Origin of the sequence: Methanococcus vannielii SB, from assembly GCF_000017165.1 — an archaeon.
GTDB lineage: Archaea > AGJL01 > Methanococci > Methanococcales > Methanococcaceae > Methanococcus > Methanococcus vannielii.
Window position 1 is genome coordinate 19,763 of the sequence record NC_009634.1, and the last position, 25,207, is coordinate 44,969.

The 25,207-nt window shown below is 29.6% G+C and carries 25 protein-coding genes; 14 read left to right on the plus strand and 11 right to left on the minus strand.

Annotated elements, in window-relative coordinates:
* Positions 1–60 precede the first annotated feature (60 nt).
* From argJ to MEVAN_RS00165, 8 genes are all read right to left on the minus strand, one after another.
* Entirely contained in the window at positions 61–1,287 is a 1,227-nt protein-coding gene (gene argJ, locus MEVAN_RS00130) for a bifunctional ornithine acetyltransferase/N-acetylglutamate synthase (RefSeq protein WP_011971842.1), read from the minus strand.
* Positions 1,288–1,390: 103 nt separating this feature from the next.
* The gene (locus MEVAN_RS00135) at positions 1,391–2,680 is read right to left on the minus strand and encodes a flippase (RefSeq protein WP_011971843.1); all 1,290 of its coding nucleotides are present in this window, start codon (positions 2,678–2,680) and stop codon (positions 1,391–1,393) included.
* 68 nt (positions 2,681–2,748) lie between these two features.
* Positions 2,749–3,342, minus strand: a complete 594-nt coding sequence (locus MEVAN_RS00140; protein WP_011971844.1) for a tetratricopeptide repeat protein — start codon at positions 3,340–3,342, stop codon at positions 2,749–2,751.
* 30 nt (positions 3,343–3,372) lie between these two features.
* Entirely contained in the window at positions 3,373–3,723 is a 351-nt protein-coding gene (locus tag MEVAN_RS00145) for a tetratricopeptide repeat protein (RefSeq protein WP_011971845.1), read from the minus strand.
* A 215-nt stretch (positions 3,724–3,938) separates the two neighbouring features.
* A complete protein-coding gene (gene guaA / locus MEVAN_RS00150; RefSeq protein WP_011971846.1) occupies positions 3,939–4,871 on the minus strand; it encodes a glutamine-hydrolyzing GMP synthase in 933 nt (310 codons plus the stop codon).
* A gap of 41 nt (positions 4,872–4,912) precedes the next feature.
* Positions 4,913–6,517, minus strand: a complete 1,605-nt coding sequence (gene pyrG / locus MEVAN_RS00155) for a glutamine hydrolyzing CTP synthase (protein WP_011971847.1) — start codon at positions 6,515–6,517, stop codon at positions 4,913–4,915.
* A gap of 298 nt (positions 6,518–6,815) precedes the next feature.
* On the minus strand, positions 6,816–7,385 hold the full coding sequence (locus tag MEVAN_RS00160; protein WP_011971848.1) for a 3'-5' exonuclease: 570 nt from the start codon (positions 7,383–7,385) through the stop codon (positions 6,816–6,818).
* Positions 7,386–7,604: 219 nt separating this feature from the next.
* Positions 7,605–9,860: a DEAD/DEAH box helicase gene (locus MEVAN_RS00165; protein WP_011971849.1), complete on the minus strand. Its 2,256-nt coding sequence runs from the start codon at positions 9,858–9,860 to the stop codon at positions 7,605–7,607.
* A 337-nt stretch (positions 9,861–10,197) separates the two neighbouring features.
* On the opposite strand from MEVAN_RS00165, the gene cbiM reads away from it, so the two are divergent.
* From cbiM to MEVAN_RS00200, 7 genes are all read left to right on the plus strand, one after another.
* Positions 10,198–10,836, plus strand: a complete 639-nt coding sequence (gene cbiM / locus MEVAN_RS00170; protein WP_011971850.1) for a cobalt transporter CbiM — start codon at positions 10,198–10,200, stop codon at positions 10,834–10,836.
* Entirely contained in the window at positions 10,829–11,155 is a 327-nt protein-coding gene (locus MEVAN_RS00175) for a PDGLE domain-containing protein (protein ID WP_011971851.1), read from the plus strand. Before cbiM ends, MEVAN_RS00175 begins: the two co-directional genes overlap by 8 nt.
* 143 nt (positions 11,156–11,298) lie before the next feature.
* A complete protein-coding gene (locus MEVAN_RS00180) occupies positions 11,299–11,601 on the plus strand; it encodes a Dabb family protein (RefSeq protein ID WP_011971852.1) in 303 nt (100 codons plus the stop codon).
* A 130-nt stretch (positions 11,602–11,731) separates the two neighbouring features.
* Complete coding sequence (gene cbiQ / locus MEVAN_RS00185; RefSeq protein ID WP_011971853.1) at positions 11,732–12,496, plus strand: cobalt ECF transporter T component CbiQ; 765 nt, start codon at positions 11,732–11,734, stop codon at positions 12,494–12,496.
* A gap of 188 nt (positions 12,497–12,684) precedes the next feature.
* A complete protein-coding gene (locus tag MEVAN_RS00190) occupies positions 12,685–13,893 on the plus strand; it encodes a tetratricopeptide repeat protein (RefSeq protein ID WP_011971854.1) in 1,209 nt (402 codons plus the stop codon).
* A gap of 106 nt (positions 13,894–13,999) precedes the next feature.
* Complete coding sequence (locus MEVAN_RS00195; protein ID WP_011971855.1) at positions 14,000–14,497, plus strand: hypothetical protein; 498 nt, start codon at positions 14,000–14,002, stop codon at positions 14,495–14,497.
* A 35-nt stretch (positions 14,498–14,532) separates the two neighbouring features.
* Entirely contained in the window at positions 14,533–15,498 is a 966-nt protein-coding gene (locus MEVAN_RS00200; RefSeq protein WP_011971856.1) for a hypothetical protein, read from the plus strand.
* 22 nt (positions 15,499–15,520) lie between these two features.
* On the opposite strand, the gene MEVAN_RS00205 is transcribed toward MEVAN_RS00200, so the two are convergent.
* The gene (locus tag MEVAN_RS00205; protein WP_011971857.1) at positions 15,521–16,402 is read right to left on the minus strand and encodes an AIR synthase related protein; all 882 of its coding nucleotides are present in this window, start codon (positions 16,400–16,402) and stop codon (positions 15,521–15,523) included.
* Positions 16,403–16,651: 249 nt separating this feature from the next.
* Here MEVAN_RS00205 and MEVAN_RS00210 point away from each other — a divergent pair, with 249 nt between their 5' ends.
* The 4 genes from MEVAN_RS00210 (at position 16,652) to MEVAN_RS09050 (ending at position 20,116) form a co-directional block, all read left to right on the plus strand.
* Complete coding sequence (locus MEVAN_RS00210) at positions 16,652–17,038, plus strand: hypothetical protein (RefSeq protein ID WP_011971858.1); 387 nt, start codon at positions 16,652–16,654, stop codon at positions 17,036–17,038.
* A 92-nt stretch (positions 17,039–17,130) separates the two neighbouring features.
* Positions 17,131–18,144, plus strand: a complete 1,014-nt coding sequence (gene aksF / locus MEVAN_RS00215; protein WP_011971859.1) for a homoisocitrate dehydrogenase — start codon at positions 17,131–17,133, stop codon at positions 18,142–18,144.
* Positions 18,145–18,301: 157 nt separating this feature from the next.
* Positions 18,302–19,846, plus strand: a complete 1,545-nt coding sequence (serS, locus tag MEVAN_RS00220) for a serine--tRNA ligase (protein ID WP_011971860.1) — start codon at positions 18,302–18,304, stop codon at positions 19,844–19,846.
* Positions 19,847–19,990: 144 nt separating this feature from the next.
* Positions 19,991–20,116, plus strand: a complete 126-nt coding sequence (locus tag MEVAN_RS09050; protein WP_269479008.1) for a hypothetical protein — start codon at positions 19,991–19,993, stop codon at positions 20,114–20,116.
* A gap of 5 nt (positions 20,117–20,121) precedes the next feature.
* On the opposite strand, the gene MEVAN_RS00225 is transcribed toward MEVAN_RS09050, so the two are convergent.
* On the minus strand, positions 20,122–20,514 hold the full coding sequence (locus tag MEVAN_RS00225; RefSeq protein WP_011971861.1) for an Rpp14/Pop5 family protein: 393 nt from the start codon (positions 20,512–20,514) through the stop codon (positions 20,122–20,124).
* 91 nt (positions 20,515–20,605) lie between these two features.
* Here MEVAN_RS00225 and nadC point away from each other — a divergent pair, with 91 nt between their 5' ends.
* Together nadC and cofG are read left to right on the plus strand one after the other, a co-directional pair.
* The gene (nadC, locus tag MEVAN_RS00230) at positions 20,606–21,445 is read left to right on the plus strand and encodes a carboxylating nicotinate-nucleotide diphosphorylase (protein WP_048059103.1); all 840 of its coding nucleotides are present in this window, start codon (positions 20,606–20,608) and stop codon (positions 21,443–21,445) included.
* A 42-nt stretch (positions 21,446–21,487) separates the two neighbouring features.
* On the plus strand, positions 21,488–22,543 hold the full coding sequence (gene cofG, locus MEVAN_RS00235) for a 7,8-didemethyl-8-hydroxy-5-deazariboflavin synthase subunit CofG (RefSeq protein ID WP_011971863.1): 1,056 nt from the start codon (positions 21,488–21,490) through the stop codon (positions 22,541–22,543).
* 16 nt (positions 22,544–22,559) lie between these two features.
* Here the strand turns inward: cofG and MEVAN_RS00240 are convergent, their stop codons facing one another.
* The gene (locus MEVAN_RS00240) at positions 22,560–24,158 is read right to left on the minus strand and encodes an S-layer protein (protein WP_011971864.1); all 1,599 of its coding nucleotides are present in this window, start codon (positions 24,156–24,158) and stop codon (positions 22,560–22,562) included.
* Positions 24,159–24,341: 183 nt separating this feature from the next.
* Here MEVAN_RS00240 and MEVAN_RS00245 point away from each other — a divergent pair, with 183 nt between their 5' ends.
* Positions 24,342–25,193: an rRNA adenine N-6-methyltransferase family protein gene (locus MEVAN_RS00245; RefSeq protein WP_011971865.1), complete on the plus strand. Its 852-nt coding sequence runs from the start codon at positions 24,342–24,344 to the stop codon at positions 25,191–25,193.
* The last annotated feature ends 14 nt before the right edge of the window (positions 25,194–25,207 follow it).

A 25,207-nucleotide genomic window follows, 5' to 3' on the forward strand; every position in this document is an offset into this window, starting at 1 on the left:
TCTTAAAAAAATATATAATTAACAATAAATCTTAAAAAATTAAACATTTTAAAATTGAAATTATGTAGTATATTCTGAATTTATTCTAACGTATTCATAACCTAAATCGCATCCAAATGAAGTATTTTTAAATTCGCCCTTTTTTAAATCAACAGTTATTCTAATTTTACTATCTTTCATAATTTCTTGGGCCATTTTTAATTCAGCAGTTCCTTCGTCAGCAAGCTGTTCTCCACACTTTACAAGGTATGTTTCTTTTCCAGAAGTTATACTGCTTATTATAATATCAAAATTATTCATGTCCATTTCAGCACCACTATAGCCAACGGCAGCAGCAATCCGCCCCCAGTTTGGATCAGCACCATGTATTGCAGTTTTTAAAAGAAGCGATCTTACAATTGACATTGAAGCTTTTTTTGCATCTTCTTTTGTGGCAGCCCCTTTTAAAACCGCTTCAATAAGTTTTTTAGCACCTTCTCCATCCGAAACTATCATTTTTGCAAGTTCTGTTGAAATATATAAAAGTGCTTTATCAAATTCTTCAATGCATTCTCTATAATTTACATTACTTTTTCCATTTGCTAAAACAAAGACGGTATCATTTGTACTCATATCGCCGTCAACAACTGCATTATTAAAACTTTCATCAGCCGCATTTTGAAGGGAATTTTTAAGTTCTTCTTTTGATATTTCAATGTCTGTGGTAATAAATCCAAGCATAGTCGCATGTAACATGTTTGGTGCAATCATACCGGCTCCTTTTGCAATTCCTCCAATTTTAACAACTTTTTCTCCAACGTTAAATTCAACTGCAACTGTTTTTTTAAATGCATCAGTGGTCATTATTGCTTTTGCAGCATTTTCATTGTTACTTTCCAATTTAAGGCTTTCATATGCCTTTTCAACTTCCCTATTTAGTATGTCCATTGCCATTTTTCTACCAATTACGCCTGTTGACGCAGATAAAATCTGACTTTCTGGAATATTCAATAAACTTGAAGCTTTTTTTACAAAAGCCCTTGCATCGTCCATTCCGCCCTTAGTAAAGCAGTTTGCATTACCGCTATTTGCAATAATTGCACGAAAAGTATCGCTATTTTTTAACGTCTCTTTTGAAAGTGAAACTGGATGTGCAAACACTTTATTTGTTGTAAATACACCTGCACAAACCGCATCAACTTCTGAAGCTATTATTGTTACCCCGTATTTTCGGTCTTTATGACCGTTTGCAATAAAACCTTTTGGAGCAGTAACTCCACCGTCAATAATTCTAAAATTTTCGGCCATATTTTCTAATCTCCATAATTATTTGAATAATTAACTATTCACTTTAAGTATATATCTTTAAGTAAACTCTGTAATTTTGATTTGATTATTAAATAAACTTTTACTAAGAATATTTAACTTTTTTTAACTTTTTTAACTTTCTAAATGTAATTATGGAGATTATTAAAAATACAGAAAATGAAGACGTTAAAGTTGCAATAGCACCGCCCGTAATTCCAAGATTAGATATTAAAATATAATTTAATATTGCATTTAGGATTATTCCAAATGTTAATATATAGACTGGAATTTTAGCATATCCTAAACCTTGAAGTGAGGATGCACATATTGTATACATGCTCATTAAAAGTGCTGAAATTGAGAGTATTTTAAGGCTTAAGTTTGCACCATGATCAGATATTCCAAAAAAGAACATTAAAAGATTTTCTGAAAATAAAATCATAATTACTACTGCTGGAAGCACAATTATGCAATTTAAAAATATTGCTTTTTTAAATTCTCCAATATCTTTAGATTTTGAAATTCTGGGAATTAAAACAACAGCTATTGCTGATGAAAATAAGAATAAAAACCTTGAAAGTAGTGATGCATATCCATAAGTCCCATTTTCAAAAGCCCCTAAAATTGAAAGAATAAATATACCGTCAAGATCATTTAAAAGCCTGTAAGATGCAGTAGTTAGTGCAATTGGAATTGAATAATAGATTACGTCTTTTACTGAGATTTCACTATTTTCATTTAAATTATTTTTTGAGGTTTTATTTTTTAAAATTTTTAAAATTGAATAGTCTTTTAAATTCTTAGAGATTAAATATAATCCAAAAATTCCCCCAATTAAAAATGCAACAGAAATTGAAAGAATACTTCCAAAAATTCCAAAAAAATATGTTAAAATTATTAAAAAAACGATTTTTGAAGTATTTTCAATAATCCATGTTTTTGAAAGATTTTTTATTTCTAAAGACCCTTGTAAAATCCCTCTACTCCATGAGATAATAACTGAACATGGTAATGCAATTGAAATTGCATAAAAATAAGATATTGGAAGGTCAATATAATTTCCACGAAGAATATACTTTAAAAATACCGTAAAAATTCCTCCAATAATCGATAATATAAACATGGTTTTTAAAATATCAAAAACCCATGGATTAAATTTTTTGCCACTTTCTGAAATAAATTTTGCCATTGCAGGAGGAATTCCAGAACAAAAAACTATAACTAAAGTGTCTAAAATTGGCAGTAACCCTTTAACAATTCCAAAACCTTCTGTTCCAAGGATAAACGGGATGATAAAATAAAATAGATACGCTATAAATTTTGAATAAATATTTGAAAAAATCATATATGTACTATCCCTTAAAAGCCCGTCTTTTTTAAAAGTTTTAAGCATAAACTCACAATTACTTAAATAATTTACTATTAATATAATTTGAAAACTAAACTTTGAACAATTTTTAACTATTTATTAATTAAATTTTCAACCATTTTTTTATTTTTCAGCGCAGATTTTAAATTAGGTTCTAAAATAACTGCTTTTTTAAAACATTCAAGTGCTTTTTCGTACTGACCTTTACGATAGTACTCTACGCCTTTATTATTCCATTTTACTGGAATTAACTGTTTTAACTTTTCACGGGTTTTTTCTAAATTTTTTATCAATGCATTTGAATAAGGGTCGATAAAAAAAGCATTTTCAAAGTAATTCAATGCTTTTTCGTACTCCCCTAATGAATAACATTCAATTCCAAGTTTAAAAAATCTCTTAAAATTTTCTTTTTCAATTTCTTTCTTTTTCTCTTCAATTATTTTTTTATTTTTTATTGCGGGCGTGTACTCTGGATTCATATTCAAAACACTATTAAAACAACCCAGTGCTAAATCATATTCTTTAAGTTTTAAAAATACTACTCCTTTTCCAAAAACTGCTAAAAAGTCTTTTGGATAATTTGAAAGGATTTTATCATAGTACGTTAGTGCTTCGGTATATTTTTTAGAATTAATGAGGAGTACTGCATGACTGTGCCATTTTTGAATTCCTGAATTGTTATTCATTTTTTCACTGGATAAATTATGGTTTTTTAACTATTTAAAAGCATTTATTATTTTATTTAGTTTGTTTGAAGTATGATCTAGTTCAAGTGCTTTTTCAAAGCATTTTGAAGCTTCTTTTAGATTTTTATTTGCAAGAATGGTCCCTTTATCTATCCATATATTGTGGTTATTTGAATCAATTTCTAATGCTTTTTCTAAACATTGAAGGGCCATTTCATCATTTTTTAATCGATAATACGATTTTCCAAGCAGATTCCAAGTTTCAGAATTTTTAGAATTTTTTTTCAATGCTTTTTTAAAACAGTAAACGGCTTTTTCAAAATCAGGGTCTTCTGATTCAAATATTAATATCCCAGTTTCTATCCAGTCCTTTTCAGTCATTTTACCCACATTTCGACGTATTTTTATTCTGAATATATTTAATTTATTTTAATTCATATATTATATTTTCAAAATAAATAATTATTGTGTAGGTAAAAAATTTTGATAATTTATTGCTATATTTAAAATAATTCTAAAACGCAAAAAATAAATTAAAAAGCAAAATATTTGATTTTAAATAATTATTATTTAAAAATTATTTGAGTTATTCAAATTTATTCAAATTCAATTGTTGCGGGAGGTTTATCCGTTACATCTAAAACAACACGTGTAACGTTTGGAATTTCAGATGTTATTCTTTTACTGATTCTTTTTATAAGGTCAAAAGGGATTTCTGGTGTGTGGGCAGTCATTGCATCAAGTGATTTTACGAACCTCAATGCAACAACCCAGTTGTAGTCCCTAATATCTCCTTTAACGCCAGTGGCCTTTGTATCGAGTACCGCTGCAAAATACTGCCACAACTCTTTTTGAAGTCCTGTTTTTTCAATTTCTTCTGAAACAATAAAGTTTGCTTCCTTACATATTTCTAATTTTTCTTCAGTAATTTCCCCAAGTATTCTAACAGCAAGCCCTGGTCCTGGGAACGGCTGCCTATGTGCGATTTTTTCAGGTAATCCAAGTTCAGTTGCTAACTTCCTTACTTCATCTTTATATAGGTCTCTTAGTGGTTCAACAACTTCTAAAACCATTCCACTAGGAAGTGCAATATTATGGTGAGTTTTAATCTGGCCTTCACTCTCTATCCAGTCTGGTGCAATTGTGCCTTGTACAAGAATTTCCTCACCTTGCTCTTTAGCAACTTTTTCAAATACTTCAATAAATATTCTGCCAATTATTTTCCTTTTTTGTTCGGGGTCATCTATTCCTGCTAATTCGCTTAAAAATAAGTCTTTTGCTTCGACTATTTTTAGATTAAGTCCCATCTGTTCCTTAAAAATATTCCATATTTCATTGGATTCATTTTTTCGCATTAGCCCCGTATCGACGTAAACTGCAAGCAACTGGTCTCCAATAGCTTTTCCCGTAAGAACTGCTGCAACGGAACTATCTACTCCGCCACTTAATGCGATTATTGTTTTTCTACCATTGATCTGTTTTTTAATATCTTCAACTGACTCTTCAATAAATGATTTAGCATCAAACATGGAATTACCTCCAAAATTATATAGTATGCTTATTTGTACGTTTATTTTTTAAGTGAAGCTTTTATTAATCCATTAAACAATGGATGTGGATTATTTGGCCTTGATTTAAATTCTGGATGACCTTGTGTTGCTATAAAATACTTGTGGCTTTCAAGTTCAACAAATTCTGCAAGTTTTCCATCTGGCGAAATTCCAGAAATTTTCAAACCGTTTTTTCTTAAAATTTCATGGTATTCTGGGTTTACTTCATACCGATGTCTATGTCTTTCAGATACTTCAATTGAATTATAGAGTGTATTTACTAGTGAACCATTTTCTAAAAATGCAGTATATGCCCCAAGTCTCATAGTGCCACCTTTTTCGGTAACATCACGCTGTTCAGGAATATAGTCAATTACAGGGTGCTCGGTTTTTTCGTTAAATTCTGTTGAATCTGCACCATTTAATCCGCATACATTTCTTGAAAATTCAATTACTGCACACTGCATTCCAAGGCATATTCCTAAAAATGGAATGTTATTTTCTCGTGCATAGCATACTGCATTTATTTTTCCATCTATTCCCCTATCTCCAAAACCTCCGGGTACCAATATTCCATCGATTTTTTCATCTTCACGCATTTTATCGAGAATTTCTCTATAATTTTTGTTTTCAAGTTCTTCTGCATTAATCCATGTTACGTTTACCTTAGTGTCATTTTTAGCACCGGCATGTCCAAGAGCTTCTAAAATACTAGCATACGCATCTTTTAATTCAACGTACTTTCCAACAACGCCAATTGAAACAGAATTTAATGGGTTTATTATTCTATCAACGTTCGCCCTCCATTCAGAAAGATTTGGGGCGGAATCCCGTAAATTAAGTTTTTTGATAACGAGGGCCCCTAAACCTTCTTTTTCAAGATTTAATGGAACTTCATATATGGTTTTAGCATCTTTTCCTTCAATTACGGCTTCCTTTTCAACGTCACAGAAAAGTGCTAATTTTTCCCTTAATTTTTCATTTATTGGAATTTCAGTTCTACAAACTAGTATATCGGGCTGAATTCCGATACCTTTAAGTTCTTTTACTGAATGTTGTGTTGGTTTTGTTTTTAATTCGCCTGCACTTCTAATATATGGTAAAAGCGAAACATGAATATATAAAACATTTTCTTTTCCAACGTCTTTTTTAAACTGCCTTATTGCTTCTAAAAAAGGTAAACTTTCAATATCTCCAACAGTTCCTCCAATTTCCACAATTGTAATATCGCTTTCGCTTCCAAGTTCTTTTATCCATTCTTTTATTTCATTTGTGATGTGTGGAATTACTTGAACAGTTTTTCCCAAGTAATCGCCCTTTCTTTCTTTTGAAAGAACGTTCCAGTAGATTTTACCAGTTGTAATATTATTTTTCGCTTTTAAACTAATATCTATAAATCTTTCGTAGTTTCCAAGGTCAAGGTCAGTTTCTCCCCCATCATCAGTTACAAAGACTTCGCCGTGTTCATAAGGCGACATTGTTCCAGCATCGATTTGTAAATAAGGGTCTATTTTAACCATATTTACGTTAAAACCACGTGCTTTTAAAAGTCTTCCAAGAGATGAAGCAGTTATTCCTTTTCCTAATGAGGAAACGACACCACCTGTAACAAATATATACTTCATAGTAATCCCTCGATAAATAGTAAAAATTTAAATTTTGAAATGAATTAATTTTCAAAATGAAATAATAATTTTAAACATTTTCTTCAATTGAATATAAATGTTATCTTAAATTTATAGGTTTTAAACTTTAGATAAAAATTTTAATGGTTTGATAACTTAATTTAAATAATTTAATTTGAAAATATAGATTATACCTAAAATTTCTATACATTTACTATTTTTGCTAATTTTTATTACGTTTACTACTATTCATTACTACTATTCCTTTCCTACCTATTTCATTTACCATATTTAGTTATTATTTAATATGTCTTAGTTCAACTCCTTTTTTGTAGCAAAGATACATTACTCCAGTATCAAATCTTGCATCGTGAAAACCAACATCACTGCAACCATATGTATTTTTTGTAAATTTCAAGCCTTCTTTAGGGCATTGTTTTAAATAATCCATTAATTCAATTAGTTTTGGACGTTTATACTGCCTAACTCCCGGAATTTTGCAGATTTTTGTAAAGTGGCACATTGTACAAAATTTTTCTTTTGGAACATATTCTTCACCCAAACGCTCAATTTCAGCTTTTAAAAAGCGAATATCGAAAGAAATATTATGTCCAATTATCACGGAATATTTTAGGTCGCTTAATACTTCTTTAATAGTATCTTCAAATACCAATCCTGATGAAAGTTCTTCTAAAATATCCTGCGTAAGCCCGTGAATTCTTGCAGCGCTCCTTGACATATGTTCTACCGAGTAATACTGATTAAATGCCTTTTTTATGTTCAATTCTTCATCGGTAACAAGGTATGAAAGCTGAGCAATTTGGCCAGGGTGGAGTCCTGTTGTTTCAGTATCCAAAAATACATACATTTTTTACACATCTTAAACATCTTTAAATTCTATAACTTATTTTTAGAATAACTCAAGTTTATATATAAGGTTATTTAAGATTTAATAGAAATTATTATTCCGACTTTAAATATGCAATGATGAGTGCCGACTTCACTGAGAATTCGTTCGATGAAGACAACGGGGACAGCTGAGCATATCTTTTTTAATATTAAACAGCATTTTCTTCAATAATTGCTTCTAAAAGCCGGATAATTTTTGTTGACCGTATTTTAACCCAAATTCGTCTAGTATTTTTTTACCGACTTTATCTCCAAAAGTAGAAATAATTTTTTCAGGATTTTTTAAAATATCCATTTTTGATTTTATTCCAATGTTAAAAAGTCGTCTAGCTCTTACTCGACCAATATTTTTAATTTTTAAAAGTTCAATCAACTCTTCTTTTGCACCATATTCAATCCTAAATTCCATTTCTAAAAGTGCCTTGTAAATTTTATCATTATTTAACTTTACAAGTTTTGCAATTTCTTTTGAAGAATAAGTCATCCATCTAGCTTGGTCTACCTTGTATCTTAAAATTCCCGGCTCAATTCCATATTTTTCAAGAATTACTTCTTCAGGAGTTTCATTTATCCAGTCAAGAAACATTTTTGAATTTTTAAATGCTTCAATGTTTTCAATTGAATAGTCGGATATTTTTAACTTATCCATTTCTTGTATTAACTCAAGTTCTTCATCCATTTTAACCCTTAAAAGGGGCCTCATTTCAGTAGCCTTTGAAATTATGTAAAATATATACTGGTCTATGTTTGACCTATCCATATCGTTAATTTTTTCTTTTAGTTCATTTAACCCTTCAATTATTATTTCAGAACTTAATGGGTCAATATATAATTCGGAAACACGTTTTCCAAGATTTGTAGGTTTGAATGATAAATTTGTTAATGTATCCATCCTTCTTTTTGAATCTAAAACTAAATTATTTGAATTATCAAGCGTTAATTCTAAAACACGGTTTTTTTTTGGAGTAAAATCATCATCTAATGTTTCTATAAATTTGTTTTTTTCTAAAAATTCCACAACCTTTGAAACATTCGTTAAAACTCCATGCAAATTTCCATATTGGTGTGCATAAAATGTATTTTTTATAAAATTAATTAATTCAGAAGTACTTTTTATTTCCAACGTAGCGATAAGTCCCAATATATGAACACGGAGTACTTTTTGGTTTGATAATTTTGAATAAATATTTTCCAAAGGTCCAGTTAAAGCTAAAAATGCTTTTTCAACGTCTTTTTCATTTTTTGCAAGGATTATTCCTTCACCATACGGGTCAAGGCCCGGCCTTCCAGCTCGCCCGATACACTGATGAATTTCTAATTTTGGAATATCTATAAGACCGTTTTGACTGTAACGCCTGATATCTCGAATAATTGCCCTTCTACAAGGTAAATTTAATCCTGCTGAAAGTGTAGGAGTACAACAGATTACTTTTATAACTTTATTCCTAAATCCTTCTTCTACAGCTTTTCTATGCTGGTACGTAAGCCCTGCATGGTGAAATGCGACTCCTTTTTTTATACATTCTGAAAGTGATTTACATGTTTCAGTTGGGGTTTCTAAAATAGATAATATTTCTTCAGAAATGGAATTTAGATCGTTTAACTCTGCTTTTGAGAGATATTTTGTTAAATTATGTTTTTTAGATTCCCCAACTGCATTTCTTTTTGAATTACAAAATATTAAACAAGAACCCTTCTCATTTACTGAATCCACTATTAAATCAGTTAAGTTATTTCTAGAAATCGATTTAACGGCCTTAAATGATTTTTTTTGAGAATCTTGATTATTTATATAATTTATTTCATTTTCAAGGTAAATTCCTTTTTTTAATTCGACAGGTCGCCATTCATCCGTTACTAATTTTGCATTTAACCAATTTGCAATTTCTTCTGGGTTTCCAACAGTTGCTGAAAGGCCAACTATTTGTGCATTAATGTTTTTTAATTTTGTTAAAATTACTTCTAAAGTTCCGCCACGTTCATTATCGCCTATTAAATGAATTTCATCGATTACTGCAAGTGATAAGTCTTTTATCCATTCAATATTGTGCCTCATTAATGAATCCAATTTTTCAGACGTTGTAATAATTATATTATATTTTGAAAGGTCTTCCTTTGTATCATAGTCCCCAATAGACATTCCAACTTTTATCCCATACGTTTCATACTTTTTTTGAAATTCATCAAATTTTTCACTTGCTAATGCTTTTAGAGGCACTATAAAAAGTCCTTTTTTTCCAGTTAAATTATAATTTTCGTCCAAAACATGATTTAATAGTGCCATTTCGCCAATTAGTGTTTTACCACTTGCTGTTGGTATACATATTAAAAAATTTTTGGATTTATCAAGTAAGCCTTCTTCAATTACCTTTTTTTGAGGCGGCCTTAGTTCTTCAATTCCAATTTCATTAAGTAAGTTTAGTACATTTGTCATGTTTTCCAACGTTTTAATTACTCTTATAATTTACTAGTTATCTAGTTTAAAAAATACCCCTATAATTTTATATAACTCTTAATATTCAAAAGTGAACTTCCGCTATATTTTAAACCATGGAATATTATTTAAGTCTTAAAACAAAGTTATTTTATTTAAACATTAGGTTCTGTAGCATTTAACTTAATAAACTCTATAATTTAATAGATATAATAAGATATATATACATATTAATTAAAATATTATTTGTAATACTTAATTACAAAAAAATACTAATCATTATAATGACTATAATGATTAAAAAATACTTTATAATTTAAAAAATCAGGGTGTTATAATGCATATACCGGACGGATTTCTCCCATTATGGTTAAGCGCAGTATTTTGGGTAATTTCCATTATATTTGTAAGTTTTTCCTTAAAATGGGCTTCAAAAGAGATGAATGAAAAAACAGTCCCGATGTTTTCTGCACTTGCGGCAGGTATTTTTGCAATTCAGGCCATGAACATGCCAATTCCATGGGGTACAAGTGGCCACATGATTGGCGCTGCACTAACTGCAATTGTTTTTAACAGTCCATGGGCTGGAGTATTAATGCTTGCACTTGTTTTAATTGTTCAAGGACTGTTTTTTGCAGATGGGGGCTTAATAGTAATGGGTGCAAATATATTTAACATGGGTGTTATCGGCGGATTTTTAGGATACTATGTATTTAAAGCGTTAAAAAAAGTAAATTTTCATTTAAGCGTATTTCTTTCTGGATGGGCAGCAACATTTTTTGCAGCGGTTTTTTGTACAATTCAACTTGCAATTTCTGGAACATTTCCAATTGACTTAGGATTACAGTTTATGGGGATTTACCATGCCGTTATAGGTATTATTGAAGGCATTATTACATTAGTTGTTATAAGTTACGTCTCATCTGTAAGGCCTGACCTTTTAAAGGTTTCTAAAAAGGTGATTACTCATGAATAAAAACAATAAAGTAATTGTTTTTGGGCTAACAATTGCATTAGTAATCGGCCTTTTAGCACCTTTTTTAGCATCTGGAAATCCAGATGGACTAGAAAGTGCGGCTGAAAAAATTATGAACGAACACATTCTTTCAAAAAATTTAGAAGAAATCGGTCTTGAAGAAGAAGGAACAATCATACCTTCCCCAATGCCCGACTATTCAATTTCTGGGATGGAAAAGCTTGGCGAGGTCATTGCAATGATTATAGGGATTTTCGTAATGACAGCTTTTGCATTTTTGGTAGGATCCATCTTTAAAAATTCAAGTTCAAAAAATTAATTTTATTACTTAAATACAATAATGTTTAATATATAAATATTGAAATATTTATATATTAATATTTCAATAGTTAATATCTAATTTTTATCCTTTTATTTTAATATTTTTAATTAAATGTATTTTTAAAAGTTGTTGGTGATTTCATGATAAAACACGTTGTAATGTGGAAATTAAAAGACGAAAAATCTAAAAAAACAAAGTTTGAAAACGCTAAACTTATAAAATCACGTCTTGAAAACTTGCAAAATATAATTTCCGAAATAAAGTATATTGAAGTTGGAATAAACCTTGAAAATTTTGAAAATAACCATGATGTCGTTTTGATATCTGAATTTGAAAGTTTAACTGCTCTTGAAATTTATCAAAAACATGAGTCCCATTTGGAAGTTTCAAAATTTGTAAAATCAATTACAGAATTAAGAACAGCAGTGGATTTTGAATTTTAAACATTTTTTAGTATTTTATTATTTATTTTAGTTATTACCTATTTCAAATTATTAATACTATTTAAAATACTAGAAAAAGCAGATAACAATTTAAAAACTTTAGAATTTTTAAACTAAAAATGGTGATTTTTTGCATAATTATCTATATGAACTGGAAAAAAATACTCTTATAAAAAGTCCAATTCATGACCTAGATGCAAGAGTTAAGCTAATATTTGTTATATTGGTGGTTTTAATCGCCACGATTTTTAATCACATTTACATAATGGTTTTACTTGAAACTTATTTAATTATTTTACTGTTTTTTTCAAAAATACCTTTTTTAAACATTGTTAAAAGGATTTTAATGATTCTTCCATTTGGGATATTTATCGCCCTATTCCAGCCGTTTATCCGTGGAGAATTGGTAGTTTTTAATTTAGCAGGATTTAACGTATATGGTGAAGGACTTTATTTTGGAACTTACTTATTTTTGAAATTTTTAGTTTCAATTACGGCAATTGTTTTTTTATCCTCAACAACACCAATGTACGAAGTAATAAATGCAGGACGGAAACTTGGGGCTCCAAATATCATTTCGACACTTCTTGGAATGATGATAAGATATCTTTTTTTAATGTACTCTTTAATAGAATCTACAAAAATTGCACAGACTTCAAGGGCATTAAATCGGAAAATTTTAAGTTATTCAAATATTTTAAATGTTTTTGGTTCTTTAATAGGGCTTACTTTCTTAAAGTCCTACGAACAAGGTGAAAGAACATATATTGCAATGCTTTCAAGAGGATACTCAATGGATACAAAATTAACGACTTTCAATGAAAAAATACGTTTAAATGATGTTATTTTTTTAATACCTTGTCTTTTAATCGTAATTTTAAACTATGCTTTTTAAATTATTTTTAGTCGGTATTTTCATGAGTTTATTGTTTAAATTTGTTCAAGGTACGTTATTATATAAACAAAGTTAAATAATTAAGTAAGTACATAATGCGGAAATTTAAAATTTAAAAATTAAAATTTAAAATAACAATCCGTTTACAAAATTTAACATATTTTTTAAAAAAACGTAGTTGGTAACTTATGGGAATTTTATCAATTTTTGAGACTAAAAACCCGGAAAAAATACTTGAAATGGGAAATAAACTATATAAATTGGGTAAATATGAAAAAGCAATTGAAAAAGCAAATAAGGTTTTGAATATAGGTAGTGAAAACTCAAATGCATACTATCTAAAAGGAAGTTCATGTTGGAGGCTTGGAAAAACGAAACTTGCAAAGGAGTTTTTTGAAAAAGCTTTAACTTATGAACCTGAAAATATTAAATTTATTCAAAAATATTCGAGTCTTTTAAATTATCTTGGAAATTTTAGGGAAACTATTAATTTTTTAACAAATTTAAGTAATTTAACCGATAAAGAAGAAATTTTAGAAATTTTAGGGGATGCATACGAAAATTTAGGAAATTTTGAAAAAGCAGTTGATTGTTACGAAAAAATACTTGAAATATTTCCTAAAAATAATGAAATCCTTGTAAAAAAAGGAAGTGCACTTGTATGTTTAAAAAAATTTCAAGAAGCAATTGAAATTTACGAGGAAGTTTTAAAAACAGGTTTTTATGATGTTAGAATATGGAAAAATATGGGGCATGCACTTTATACTGCTGGAAAGTATGAAAAAGCAATAGAGTTTTTTGACATATTTCTTTTAGAAAATAAAAATGATTTTCAGGCCCTACTTTCAAAAGGAGATGCCCTTCGAAAATTAGGTAGGATGAATGAAGCACTTGATTTATACACAAAAGTCCTTGAATTGGATACTAATAACTTTGACCCATGGTGCAGAGTTGGTACTTTATATTATGATATTAACGACTTTGAAAAGTCATTATACTACTTTGAAATTGCACATGAAAAAAACCCATTTAATCCATTAGTACTTTTAAAAATGGGTAAAAATTACTTAAAGTTGAAAAGATATGAAAAAGCAATTGAATTTTTAGAAAAAGCAATTGAAAAAAGTGAAAATTACGAAAGTGCATGGTACTATAAAGGCTTAGCTCTTTTTCTTGAGGGCCGATATTATGATGCAATTACTTGTTATGAAAAAGCAATTTTGATAAATGACAAACATCCAAAATATCATTTAAGGATTGCAGATGCATATAATAAACTTGGAAAAACTGATTCAGCAATTTCTTATTACACTATTGCTTTATCGATTGATTCTTCATTACTTGAAGCTAAGGAAAAATTAAATGGCTTTAACCTGCCAAACCTTGATAATACATAAAATAATGTCTAATTACAATTCAAAAGCAATTCAAAACATGAATCATTACATATAAATAGAATACCTAATATAATAATAAAAAACTTGTTTTTATTCGGGTGAAATAATGGAAGAAGAAAAGTTCTACGTAACCCAAGGGTTATGCGAAGCAGAAGTTTTTGGAAAGTTAAGGATGTTAATTGCTGAAAATGTTTCGGGGATATATAACTTAAAAGTTACGAACTCTCTAAACCACAAGTTTTATTTTTTAAAGTTTGTAATAAAATCAAAAAGTGAAAATTTCGCAAAACTATGCGAGTTACTTCAAAAAAACGAAGTGATACTTTTAAGTTGCTACGAGATGCTTTTTCCATCGTATAAAATACGAATTTTAGGTGATGCTGAAAAATGTCTTATTTTACAAAAAGAACTCCTTGAAGTGTTGATGTCTTATGGTTCAGTGCCCATAAAATCTGCAATGTTATCGGAGGAATTTACCAATGCAACATTAGAATTAACTGTTACAAATAAAGACCCTTCAAACAGCATAAAATTCTTAGAATTAATGCGTAAAAACACGAATCTTGAATATAAGATTACACCCGTAGATGAAAGTGACATTTAATTAAAATTAAGATAATCGGGGAAATGGGTGAAATAATGGTCCTTGGATTTTTGCGGTCGAAATCTGCAAAGCTTAAAAACTTACTTGAAGAAGATAAATTATCAGATATTCAAAAAATTCTTGACGAAGATAGTTCGGTAGCTGACGAGCTAAAAAAATTTTTAAAGTCTGATAATATTACTTTAAAATCAAATTCTATTTATATACTTACAAAATACTATTTAAAGCATAACAAGGACATTTCAGAATTATTTCCCTCTTTAAAATCATATTTAACTAGTAAAAATGAAAACCTTGTTTTGAATTCCATAATGTCGGTTAAATTAATTACTGATATATTTCCAGATACATATTCAATTTTTGAATCTGAAATTACCCTAATAAATCGGAATTTTATCAACTTAGATATTCGGGAGTATTCTGGAACACTGATTAAAAAATACGGAACTTTTAAAACATACAATCTTCAAGAAAATCAAAGAGTTCTACAAAAACACGTGAAAAAATTAATGAATTCATCAAAACAAGAATCACTATTTGGAAAATTAATGGAAATTGGGTCTTCACTATTCTTTGTAATGCCAGAAAAACTTGAAATAACTGAAAAAATGTTGGAAGACTGCTTATCAAAGCAAGATTTGAAATTTAATTTGTTTGCATTAGATAATATTAAAAATGGCACTATAAAAGAAATGGATCCACTAAATATTGTTTACCAGCTCTCAAAAATTCCTACACTTGGTGAAAATGAAGTTGATGAAGTACTTGACCAAACTCTTGACCTTATGGTTTCATCAAAAAACATGGTTGTAAGAAACATGGTTTTAAATACCATTTATGAAATTTCAGAAACGTATCCTCAATTATTATTTAAACATATTTCCGGCCTTGAAAAGTATGCGGAACAGTATGGTGGAAATGACCCTATTTTCAAGGCAATAATTTTAGAAATTGGGCGTAAATATGATATTAAACATACTAAACTTTCAAGATTCATTTAAATAAAATAAAACAAAATTTTTACTAATATTTATACGGGAAGTTTTTTATAAGCTCATTCATTCTTTCTTTAGTAATATACTCTTTATTCCCTATTTTAAGTATTTTTTCAGATGTAACTACTCCAAAAGGCATTACTGGACATCTTTTTTTCATTGCAATTTCCAAGACATTTGGTAACTCATATTCAGGAATGCTTACTAAATACGTTCCAAGATATCGTGTAGCTCTCGGATAAGGCATTGAATTTATTAAAACTCCTTTTTCAGCTTTTAATAACATTTCTAAAATATTGCAAAGCCAGCCGCCTCTTGAAGCATCTTTACAGGCATGAACTTCAATACCTGACGATACAAGTTCTAAAAACGTTTCATACTTATTTTTCGCCTTTTGAACTCTTTCACCAATATCTCCTTCAACGGGGTGTCCAAGCATTATCATTATGTCATTATCTTTTGAACCGGAATCTTTTATTATTTTTTCAGTTATTAATTCTCCAAAAACAACAACGCTTAAGCAGGATTTTAAGGATTCAACAGTCTGGGTATTTCCGCCAATTATGGGGATATCTAATCCAATAGATTGTTTTTTTAGTCCGTCAATTGCAATTTTAATTTCTTCTTCGTTTGAAGCTTGGATTGCATCCATTGCGTAAAGAGGTCTTGCACCCATTGCAACAACGTCGCATGAAGTATGGATTAAAGCAGTTTTTGAACCTAATATTAATGGATAGGGCCCTTCCATATTGTATACAGATTTTCCTAAAACTACTGCATCATCCCCTGCCCTAATTCCACTTAAAAGCCCCGGAACCTTTGAATCCATATTCCATAATTCTTTTCTTGGGTAATTATTTTCCATCATATGTTCTATAGCATACTTTATTTCATATTCGATATTTTCCATGTTTTCACGTTTAAATTATAAATTTACCTATTTTTCATGTTTTTTATGATATTAATGTTTCCCTATAAATAATATGTTAAATAATTATTATAATACGTATAGTAATTATAAAAATAATTATAAAAAAGCTAACTTAAAACTACTTTAAATCCAATTTTTTACAATAATTTTTTATCCTTGGTTTTACTTAATACTACTAAATTTGTTATTCATGTTTAAATTTATATTAAACTATTATATGGGTGAACAATGTCAAATTTATCTAAAAAAGATATCGAGTATATAACTTCAATGCTAAAAAAAGCAGAGGAAATTTCAAGAAACGCTTCAGCGGAATCATTTTTATATTCTGACGATATGTATATTGGAAGAAATGATTCATGTAAAGTAGCACTTCATGCCCTTAAAAATAAAGATTATTATGATGATTTGGGTGAAGAACAGTTTCACGAAATAATTTTTGATGAACTTGAACTTTTAAAATATTATTTATCAAACGAAGAATTTGAAATAAAAAACAGGTTAAATGAAGATAAAAATTCAAAAGATAGTATAGGTATCTCTAGGCTCAATGAAATAAACAATGAAATTTTATATATTAAGCAACTTTTAAAGAAAATATGGGTTCAAGACTAATTATTATTAAATTTAGTAAGTCATATTTTTATACTTTTAAGCGCAATATCTTCTGCGTATTTTAAAACTAATTTAGAATTTTTGGTGGTTTTATGGGCTATATGCCAAAAATCTGTGTCATAACTGGTGATGGAATTGGAAAAGAAGTCGTGCCTGAAACATTAAGAGTTTTAAACGAAGTTCACGACTTTGAATATATTGAAGCCCATGCTGGGTACGAGTGTTTTAAGAGATGCGGAGAATCAATACCTGAAAGCACGATTCAAACAGCTAAAAATTCTGATTCAATTCTTTTTGGTTCAGTAACTACTCCAAAACCAACTGAATTAAAAAATAAGCCATATCGTAGTCCAATACTTACGTTAAGGCAGGAATTAGACCTTTATGCAAACATACGGCCCACTTATAATTTTAAAGACTTGGATTTTGTCATAATACGGGAAAATACTGAGTGTCTTTACGTAAAAAGGGAGTATTATGACGAAATAAACGAAGTAGCAATTGCCGAAAGAATAATTTCAAAAAAGGGAAGCGAAAGAATAATAAAATTTGCATTTGAATATGCAAGGTTAAATAATCGAAAAAAAGTGTCTTGCATACACAAAGCGAATGTATTAAGAGTAACTGACGGATTATTTTTGGAAATTTTCGAAAAAATAGCTAAACTTTATGAAAACTTTGGTATATCGAGCAATGATTACTTAATAGATGCAACAGCAATGTACCTTATTAAAAATCCATATATGTTTGATGTAATGGTTACAACAAACCTTTTTGGAGATATTTTATCTGATGAGGCCGCAGGACTTATTGGGGGTCTTGGAATGTCGCCTTCTGCAAATATTGGGGATAATTTAGGATTATTTGAGCCTGTTCATGGTTCAGCCCCAGATATTGCTGGAAAAGGAATATCTAATCCGATTGCGACAATTTTAAGTGCTTCAATGATGCTTGACCATTTAAAAATGAATAAAAAGGCGGAAATTATAAGAAATGCAGTTAAAAAAACGATAAATAATGGTTATTTGACACCCGATCTTGGTGGAAGCCTGAAAACTTCCGAAGTTGTAAATAAAGTTATAGAATTTATTCGGGATGAAATCTAAAATGGCCGTATGAATAACGTAATTTATTAATAACTTAATATTAATTATGAATAATTTAATATTAAAATACTAAAATTTAAAAACAAGTTATGGTAAATGAATAGTATTAATATATTATAACCATTATTTTCTTTTTAAATTAATTTTGGTGAATATCATGAGATTTGAACTTGATGGAAGAATTATTTTCAGTAAGGATGTTACAAAAGAAGCCCAGATTGAAATTTTAGAGGTTTTAGAAAATAGGGATATATTTTTAAAGGGGGTTCCCGAAGGAAAAGAAGGTGACGCATCAAAAATTGAAAGTTATAAGTTTGAAGGAAAGGATTTAGTTCTGAAAATGACTTCAGGAACTTATACGAGAGCACATGAAGGGATAGTGCGACTTAAAAAGCCAATAATGGAAAAAATTGGAAGGAATCACCAGATAGGAATTAGGGATGTTACAATTGATAAATACGTAATTACAATAGATTCAGAAATTTCAAAAGTTGAACAGTTAAAAGGATTAAAAGTTCCAGAATGTGAATTGAAACTTGAAGGGGAAAAAATAAATATTATATTTAAAAACGTTGGAGACGGGGAATTAAAGAGAAATATCATTGATAGGGCAATAAAGTTTGTTAAAAATGAACTTGATAAGCAGGATCAAGATTTAACCTATGAAGTATGTAAAATTGCACCGGGAACTATTGTAAGTGAGTATCAAGCTCAAAGAAAAACTGGATTTTTCAGTGATCCAACAGACCTTGCAGAAAGCCTAGGATGGGTTAAAAAATTCCCAGGAAGAGGTCAGTGGTTTTATACTCCTCCCATGGCAAAACTTTTCAGAGCATTTGAAAATTTAATAATTGAAGAATGTATTCAAAAAATTGAATTTGATGAATGTTTATTCCCTAAATTGATACCTTTAGATGTAATGTATAAAATGAGGTATTTAGAAGGGCTTCCAGAAGGAATGTATTATGTATGCCCTCCAAAAAGAGAGCCTGAAATGTTTCAGGATTTTGTAAATGAAATGATGATTAAAAAAGAAATACCTATTGATAAATTAAAAGAATTACTAAGGGATCCTGCATACGTTTTAGCCCCTGCACAATGTGAACCATTTTACACGCTTTTTGACCATGAACTTGTAGATATTGATAGCCCAGTTAAATTTTTTGATAAAAGTGGTTGGACATACCGGTGGGAAGGAGGCGGTGCAAAAGGTCTTGACCGTGTAAACGAATTTTTAAGAAGTGAATGTGTTTGGATGGGTAGCCCAAAGTTCGTTGAAGAAGTACGTGATGATACATTAAAATACGCCGAAGATTTGGCAAAGAAACTTGATTTAGAGTATTGGACTGAAGTTGGGGACGATCCATTTTATTTGGAAGGTAGGAAAAAAGACGATAGGAGCATTGAATTTCCAGACGTTCCAAAGTATGAAATGAGACTTTGGCTGCCACACATAAAAGAGGAAAGAAAAGGAGTTGCTGTAACTTCTGCAAATATTCACGGAACTCACTTTGTAGAAGGTTTTGGAATTAAGGATTATAAGGATAGAAAAGTATGGACAGGATGTACTGGTTTTGGCCTTACAAGATGGATAATCGGGTTTTTGGCACAGTATGGGTTTGAATATAGTGATTGGCCAGATATGATAAAAGATAAAGTTTTAGAAATGCCCAAAATACCAAAAATGATTACATGGCCTTAAAATAGTTAATTTTTAAACCTTTTTATTATTTTTGACACCATTTAATTGATTTTTTATTTAAATTCCAAAAAAATATCGTTTTGAGGATAAAAGTTATATAGTAATATTTAAAAAAATATTAATGTCACTGTGGGGGTGGAGTTCATGGATGGAATATATGTAATTCAAAATTTAGGTAATTGTTACGATAACCTATTTATCTCGTTAGCAGTTATTGGAATTACCGCATGGAGCACGTTTTGGTTTTATGTATCCGAATATGAGGTATAGTTATATTACTTAACAAGATTTCTCTTTTTTAGTTTTTGTATAACTTTATAGTATGGCTCGTGGGAAACGTGTAAAAATTTCTCACGAATATGTTTTACTGAATTTGAAACGCCTATAATTCTGATATTTATTGGGTTTCTTTTATATTCGTCAAATAGCATTAAAGAGCTTCTTAATAAGTCTAAATATTCTCTTGAAACACGTAATATTCCAGAAGGGTGCCTATAATCTATAAGCCACGGATTTACCTTTGAACACCCGTGTATACCGCAGTAAATAAGTACTGCACTTCGAATAATCCCTACAACTTCTTTTTGTGGAAATTCAGATTCAGAAATAATTTCAAAAGCGACATATCTCTTTTTTTCCCTTAATGTTGGAGGCAGTGTTTTTAACATGATGTATTTCCTCGGCTAATGCATTAAAATAAAAGTAATGAACTTAAATATTTATAATAATTTTACAAGTTATAAAAACTTGGTGATTAAATTGTTAAAAAATCAAGCTTTAAAGATACTCGAAGAATCACTTGACTACGATACTGGTTTTGGAGATATTACGACAGAACTCGTGATTTCAAAAGAACACGAATCAAATGCAGTTTTTATTGCAAAGGAAAAATTGTTAATATGCGGACTTGATTTTGCAGTAGAATTCATGGAAAGACACGGTATTTCATGTAAATGTACTGCAAAAGATGGAGATTTAGTATATGGGCCATTTTTAGAAATTAATGGACGTACAAAAACAATATTAACTCTTGAAAGAACTGTTTTAAACTTTTTAATGCATCTTTCAGGAATATCTACAAAAACATTCAATGTAATTGATATGGTTAAAAAAGTCAATGAAAGCGTGAAAATTGCAGGAACTAGAAAAACACTTCCCGGTCTTTCAATGGTTGAAAAATATGCCGTCTTTGTAGGTGGTGGAGATACACATAGGTTTAGGCTCGATGACATGGTAATGATTAAAGATAACCATATCAAGGCTTTAGGAATTTTTGAATGCTTTAAAAAAATAAAAAAACTGAGTTTTTCTAAAAAAGTAGAAATTGAAGTAGATACACTTGAACAACTAAAAGAAGTATTGAATTATAAACCAGACATTGTTCTTTTAGATAATTTTTCTACTGAAAAAATCGAATATGCACTTAAAATAATTCTCGATTTTGAAAAAAATAATAATTTTAGGCCAATTATTGAAGTAAGTGGCGGAATAACTGAAAAAAACGTTTTAGAATATGCAAAGTTTAATGTAGATGTAATTTCAATGGGTTCATTAATCCATTCTGCAAGGGCTGTTGATATATCACTAGATTTAGAGTAAAAAATGATAATAAACTCCAAACATGTTATTTTTGGTGAATCCATGTTAACACGGGAAAAAGCAATTGAATTTTTAAATTCAAACGATACTGGTCCAATTTTAGAAATGTTAAATCTGATTAATGGTACAAACAACGGAAAAAATATAACATATTCAAAAAACGCATTTATTCCAGTCTGTAACTGGTGTCGAAACATTTGCGGTTACTGTACATTTAGGGCCGAAAACTTTAAAATAATGACCAAAAATGAGGTAAAAGAAATCCTTTTAAAGGCGGATTCGCTTGGATGTAGGGAGGCACTTTTTACATTCGGTGAGAATGTAGATGAAAATGAGTTAGTTAGGGAAAAATTAATAAAAATGGGTTATAAAAATATTTTAGAATACCTTTATGATTTATGCGACTGGTGTTTGTCAAATACAAACATTCTACCCCACACTAATTGCGGGATACTTAATTATGATGAGTTAAAATATTTGCGCAAAGTAAATGTTTCAATGGGGCTCATGCTTGAAAATTCGAGTGAAAGACTTTGTAAAACAGTTGCACATGAAAAAAGCCCTGGAAAAAATCCTAAATTAAGAATTGAAATGATTGAAAATGCTGGAAAATTAAAAATACCTTTTACAACCGGTATTTTAATTGGAATTGGGGAAACTTTTGAAGAAAGAATTAATTCCATATTTGAAATTAAACGAATGCATGAAAAATACGGGCACATTCAAGAAGTTATAATTCAAAATTTTAGGGTAAAAAAAGGCATTCCAATGGAAAATTTCATTGAACCAAGCCCGATTGAAATGTTTAAAATGGTTATGATTTCAAAATTAATTTTAGAAGATATTTCAATCCAAGTTCCACCAAATTTAAACCGTGAAACGGGACAGTTATTTTTAATGGGGGGAATTGACGACTTTGGAGGCGTTTCTCCATTAACAAAAGATTATGTAAATCCTGAAGCTCCATGGCCCGACATTTTGGAATTAGAACGTTTTTCCAACGAATTAGGATTTAAATTAAAAGAAAGACTCCCAATATATGAAAAATACATAAATGAGAACTGGATTGATAGTGAAATTTTAAAAAAGTTAATTTAAATAAAAATTTAAATTATTACATCATTTCAATTAATGCATTTGCAGCTTCACTTGTTTTATCCCTATTTCCGCCTGCAACGATTAAAACATCTTTTCCATTTGCAGCGTCTTTTAACGATACAAGTGTTGCGGGTGACTTTTCATCGATAACAACTAAACCTTTTTTAACCAGTTCATCTGTTAGTGAATTTACAACTGGCCCCCCAACAAGTATTAGATTTTTATCCGTATTTTTAAGCGATGTTTCAGTATCTAAAAGTGCAACTGGGGCATTTAATTGAACATTTTGTTTAGCTGATGCTTTAAGTTCATTTAGTATTATTTCAGTATTAAGAACTCTTGCCTTTTGATTTTTTGAAATGCTAACATCTTTTTCAAGATCCATTTTAAAGAACATATTTAATTTAGTATTACTATTTTCATCGTCAAATGCTAGTTTAGCATAGTCTGCAATTTTAATTTCTTTTCCGTCCTTTAATCCTTTTAAATCATCTCCAACGTATTTTAATGCAAATCCTGCTCGTTTCTGCCCTTTTACAAAGTCGTCAGTATATTCTAATTTACCGCCGTTATGCAATACTGCATAAAGTTCATAATTTGGAATTACTTCCGAACCTAAATCCATTCCTTTTACATTGTTTACAATTACTACATCAGCATACCCGGAATTTTGAGATATGTCTTCATATACCTTTTGAAATCTTATTCCAACACCGCTAGACATTAAATTTACCGGAGTAGTATCTGAAACTTCCCTTACAACTTTTCCATCTTTTAATATTTTTGCAGTTACCCTATACTCATTTCCTCTTTTAATAACTGACTCAAGTTTTATTTCAAACCCGTTTAAAAAATAGGATTCCCCTTCTTTTAATGTTCCCCGGTAAACTTCTTTTCCAAGAGTTAATCTGTCTGCATCTGCACTCATTCCCATTACGACCCATTCTTCTCCTAAAAATGCAATATTTCTTCCCGGTGCAGTTCCTTTTAAACCTCCTGGAACCCCAGTATTTTCATCAAATAATAGTGTCATGTAGGCCATTTCATCAGAATTTACTCTCCAATTTGCACCATCTGGTTTAATTCTTGCAAACAAAAATTCAGCTGAAACATCATCATCAGAATTTGCAAACCAGTTTGATGGGTCAGTATCAGTTACTTCAAGTAATGTAGATACTTCTTCAAGGGAAGTATATTGAGTAGCATCTAGGTCTGTTGAACTATCAAAAAGTGCAGTAGTTATTAAACTTACATAATCATCGTTAACACTTGCCGCAAAAAGAGAATCCGTAACGCCTGAACCAAAAAGGTTAAAACTGTCAGATTCAGAATACGCTTTAACAGAAAATTTTGCATTCCCTAATTCTCCAGAACCTTCCTTAAACATTAGTGAACCAACCTTTGCAGCAATATTTGCAGCAGCTACAACGTCTTTTGAAGCGGCATTTGAACCAACAACAATATTAATATTAGGATTTCCATTGGAAACCACATTTGAAGTAAAAGAATCAACATCTCCAACTTTTTCAACTGCAAAAACCCCTGTTAATGCCATTGAACCAAAAAAAAGTCCTGAAGACAACAATGCACCAATTTTTCCCATACTATATGCCATATATTCACCCATTTTTTACTACATTTTTTAAAAAAGTTTTATATTGTATTAAAAAAATTCTATAATATAATATTTATGAATAATATTTAAATGTTATTATTTATTACTAAAATTTTTAAAATAAATCGTATAATATATATATCATTTGGAAATAACTTAAGATAATAAACAGAGGTGGTTTAAATGGAAATTGATTGGGCTGAACACTTTAGAAAAAATTATGCTAAAACCCAGTTTAAGTCGGAAACTGAATCTAAAAATTTTTGGGATTCATTTTCAAAAAATTATGCTAAAAACGTTCTGAAAAATGAAAGAATCGAAAAAAACATGAATTATTTTAAGAATAACTTTGAATTGGATGAAAACACTTCAATTCTTGAAATCGGGCCCGGACCAGGAACTTATACTATTCCGTTAGCAAAAGAAGTAAAGGAAGTTACCGTTATTGAACAATCGACAGGAATGATAGACATTTTAAAAAATAGAATGGAAGAAGAAGGCCTTACAAATATTAATATTATTAACAAGCGATGGGATGATGTACAGCTTGGAAATGACTTTTTAAACCACGATATCGTATTTTCATCGTATTCTTTAGGCGTTGATGACATGGAAGACTCTTTAAAAAAAATGAATGACGCCGCAAAAAAATATTGCTGTATATTAACTTTTGGAACCCGCCAAGCTTGGAAAGAAATATATAATAAAATTGGGGAAGTTTTGATTGAAAATGATGAAAATAGAAAAGAATTTGGCCTTACTTATATTTTAATTTATAATATACTTCACCAAATTGGAATTTATGCAGACGTTAAAATTACTGAAAAGCCCTTTTCACAAGTATTTTGCGACCTAGATGAAGCGGTATCTCATTATCTAGAACGATTTAAGGCAAGAGGGAAAATTTACCCAACAAAAGAGCAGATTTCAAAAGTAAAAGATATTTTGTCAACAGAATTAACAAAAACAGAAGATTCTTTTAAATTTGAAAAGTTTTCAAAAGAGGCAATGATTTACTGGAAAAAGGAAATTTAACTTAATTTTATTTA

Coding starts and splice junctions, on each gene's coding strand:
- MEVAN_RS00140 (WP_011971844.1), bottom strand. CDS start 3,342: ATGAATAACAATTCAGGAATTCAAAAATGGCACAGTCATGCAGTACTC.
- MEVAN_RS00160 (WP_011971848.1), bottom strand. CDS start 7,385: ATGTATGTATTTTTGGATACTGAAACAACAGGACTCCACCCTGGCCAA.
- cofG (WP_011971863.1), top strand. CDS start 21,488: ATGTTAACACGGGAAAAAGCAATTGAATTTTTAAATTCAAACGATACT.
- MEVAN_RS00145 (WP_011971845.1), bottom strand. CDS start 3,723: ATGACTGAAAAGGACTGGATAGAAACTGGGATATTAATATTTGAATCA.
- MEVAN_RS00135 (WP_011971843.1), bottom strand. CDS start 2,680: ATGCTTAAAACTTTTAAAAAAGACGGGCTTTTAAGGGATAGTACATAT.
- serS (WP_011971860.1), top strand. CDS start 18,302: ATGAGATTTGAACTTGATGGAAGAATTATTTTCAGTAAGGATGTTACA.
- MEVAN_RS00175 (WP_011971851.1), top strand. CDS start 10,829: ATGAATAAAAACAATAAAGTAATTGTTTTTGGGCTAACAATTGCATTA.
- MEVAN_RS00195 (WP_011971855.1), top strand. CDS start 14,000: ATGGAAGAAGAAAAGTTCTACGTAACCCAAGGGTTATGCGAAGCAGAA.
- MEVAN_RS00190 (WP_011971854.1), top strand. CDS start 12,685: ATGGGAATTTTATCAATTTTTGAGACTAAAAACCCGGAAAAAATACTT.
- MEVAN_RS00225 (WP_011971861.1), bottom strand. CDS start 20,514: ATGTTAAAAACACTGCCTCCAACATTAAGGGAAAAAAAGAGATATGTC.
- guaA (WP_011971846.1), bottom strand. CDS start 4,871: ATGTTTGATGCTAAATCATTTATTGAAGAGTCAGTTGAAGATATTAAA.
- pyrG (WP_011971847.1), bottom strand. CDS start 6,517: ATGAAGTATATATTTGTTACAGGTGGTGTCGTTTCCTCATTAGGAAAA.
- MEVAN_RS00210 (WP_011971858.1), top strand. CDS start 16,652: ATGTCAAATTTATCTAAAAAAGATATCGAGTATATAACTTCAATGCTA.
- MEVAN_RS00180 (WP_011971852.1), top strand. CDS start 11,299: ATGATAAAACACGTTGTAATGTGGAAATTAAAAGACGAAAAATCTAAA.
- MEVAN_RS00200 (WP_011971856.1), top strand. CDS start 14,533: ATGGTCCTTGGATTTTTGCGGTCGAAATCTGCAAAGCTTAAAAACTTA.
- cbiM (WP_011971850.1), top strand. CDS start 10,198: ATGCATATACCGGACGGATTTCTCCCATTATGGTTAAGCGCAGTATTT.
- aksF (WP_011971859.1), top strand. CDS start 17,131: ATGGGCTATATGCCAAAAATCTGTGTCATAACTGGTGATGGAATTGGA.
- argJ (WP_011971842.1), bottom strand. CDS start 1,287: ATGGCCGAAAATTTTAGAATTATTGACGGTGGAGTTACTGCTCCAAAA.
- MEVAN_RS00205 (WP_011971857.1), bottom strand. CDS start 16,402: ATGGAAAATATCGAATATGAAATAAAGTATGCTATAGAACATATGATG.
- MEVAN_RS00165 (WP_011971849.1), bottom strand. CDS start 9,860: ATGACAAATGTACTAAACTTACTTAATGAAATTGGAATTGAAGAACTA.
- MEVAN_RS09050 (WP_269479008.1), top strand. CDS start 19,991: ATGGATGGAATATATGTAATTCAAAATTTAGGTAATTGTTACGATAAC.
- MEVAN_RS00240 (WP_011971864.1), bottom strand. CDS start 24,158: ATGGCATATAGTATGGGAAAAATTGGTGCATTGTTGTCTTCAGGACTT.
- MEVAN_RS00245 (WP_011971865.1), top strand. CDS start 24,342: ATGGAAATTGATTGGGCTGAACACTTTAGAAAAAATTATGCTAAAACC.